This is a genomic window from Hydrogenophaga electricum (assembly GCF_030160815.1).
Lineage (GTDB): Bacteria > Pseudomonadota > Gammaproteobacteria > Burkholderiales > Burkholderiaceae_C > Hydrogenophaga > Hydrogenophaga electricum.
The window spans coordinates 1-907 of the sequence record NZ_BSPB01000146.1 but is presented as its reverse complement, the minus strand read 5'-3'; the positions used below and the strand labels follow the sequence as shown (position 1 = coordinate 907).

The following is a 907-nucleotide window of genomic DNA, read 5'->3' as shown; positions in this document are numbered from 1 at the left end:
GCGACGACCCGCACCATCTCCAGGCACTTGTTCGAGTAACCCCACTCGTTGTCGTACCAGCTCACGACCTTCACGAAGGTCTTGTCCAGTGCGATGCCGGCGTCGGCGTCGAACACGCTGGTGCAGGTCTCACCGCGGAAGTCGGTGGCCACCACCTTGTCTTCCGTGTAGCCCAGCACGCCCTTGAGCGCGCCTTCGCTTTGCGCCTTCATCTCGGCCTTGATCTCTTCGTAGCTGGCTTCGCTGTTGAGTTCCACCGTCAGGTCGACCACCGACACGTCGGAGGTCGGCACGCGGAAGCTCATGCCGGTGAGCTTCTTGTTCAGCTCGGGGATCACCACGCCCACGGCCTTGGCGGCACCGGTGGAGGACGGGATGATGTTTTCCAGGATGCCGCGGCCACCGCGCCAGTCTTTGTTGCTGGGGCCGTCCACGGTCTTTTGTGTGGCGGTGGCAGCGTGCACGGTGGTCATCAGGCCGCGCTTGATGCCCCACTTGTCGTTGAGCACCTTGGCCACGGGGGCCAGGCAGTTGGTGGTGCAGCTGGCGTTGGAGATGATGGCCTGGCCAGCGTAGGTCTTGTCGTTGACGCCGAAGACGAACATGGGGGTGTCGTCCTTGGAGGGGGCGGAGAAGATGACTTTCTTGGCGCCCGCAGCCAGGTGCTTTTCGCCACCGGCCTTGTCCAGGAAGATGCCGGTGGATTCGATGACCACGTCGGCGCCGACTTCGTTCCACTTGAGGGCGGACGGGTCTTTCTCAGCGGTCAGGCGGATCTTCTTGCCGTTGACCACCAGGGTGTTGCCTTCCACACTGACGCTGCCCTTGAAGCGGCCGTGCACGCTGTCGTACTGCAGCATGTAGGCCAGGTAGTCGGGCTCGAGCAGGTCGTTGATGGCAACGATCT

General features: G+C 63.0%; 1 protein-coding gene. It reads right to left on the bottom strand.

All coding sequences use genetic code 11. The features are described 5' to 3' along the window. The coding region (gap, locus tag QQK43_RS23195) for a type I glyceraldehyde-3-phosphate dehydrogenase (protein ID WP_284309643.1) at positions 1-907 on the bottom strand (907 nt) is incomplete at both ends.